Origin of the sequence: Azoarcus sp. TTM-91 (assembly GCF_012911025.1) — a bacterium.
In the GTDB taxonomy this organism is placed as follows: domain Bacteria; phylum Pseudomonadota; class Gammaproteobacteria; order Burkholderiales; family Rhodocyclaceae; genus Azoarcus.
In genome coordinates, this window is the sequence record NZ_WUEI01000277.1 from 1 (window position 1) to 757 (window position 757).

The window sequence follows — 757 nt, forward strand, 5'->3', positions numbered from 1 at the left end:
GACAACGCCAACAACAGCGCGACTGCGACTGACTCGGACAGCTTCGACCTGCAGCCCACCGTCACGGTCGATCTCGAACTGGGCGCCGACGGCAGCAGCCCGACGCTGACTGGCACCTCGACCAACGCTACCAGCGTCGAAGTCACCATCACCGGCACCGACGGCTCGACCCAGACCGCCACCGCCACGCTGAACCCGGATGGCACGTGGAGCGTGGATACCAGCACGCTGACCTTCAACGAAGAAGTCACCTACACGGCGACCGCGACCGCGACGGACAACGCCAACAACAGCGCGACTGCGACTGACTCGGACAGCTTCGACCTGCAGCCCACCGTCACGGTCGATCTCGAACTGGGCGCCGACGGCAGCAGCCCGACGCTGACTGGCACCTCGACCAACGCCACCAGCGTCGAAGTCACCATCACCGGCACCGACGGCTCGACCCAGACCGCCACCGCCACGCTGAACCCGGACGGCAGCTGGAGCGTGGATACCAGCACGCTGAGCTTCAACGAAGAAGTCACCTACACGGCGACCGCGACCGCGAAGGACAACGCCAACAACAGCGCGGTCGACACCGATAGCGACAGCTTCGACCTCAAGCCGACGGTGACGGTCGACCTGGAACTGGGCGCCGACGGCAGCAGCCCGACGCTGACTGGCACCTCGACCAACGCTACCAGCGTCGAAGTCACCATCACCGGCACCGACGGCTCGACCCAGACCGCCACCGCCACGCTGAACCCGGATGGCA

General features: G+C 66.3%; 1 protein-coding gene. It reads left to right on the forward strand.

The window, feature by feature from the left end; genetic code table 11:
- Positions 1-757 (forward strand): Ig-like domain-containing protein (locus tag GRF61_RS24210; protein ID WP_248281434.1); only part of this gene is annotated, 757 nt, incomplete at both ends.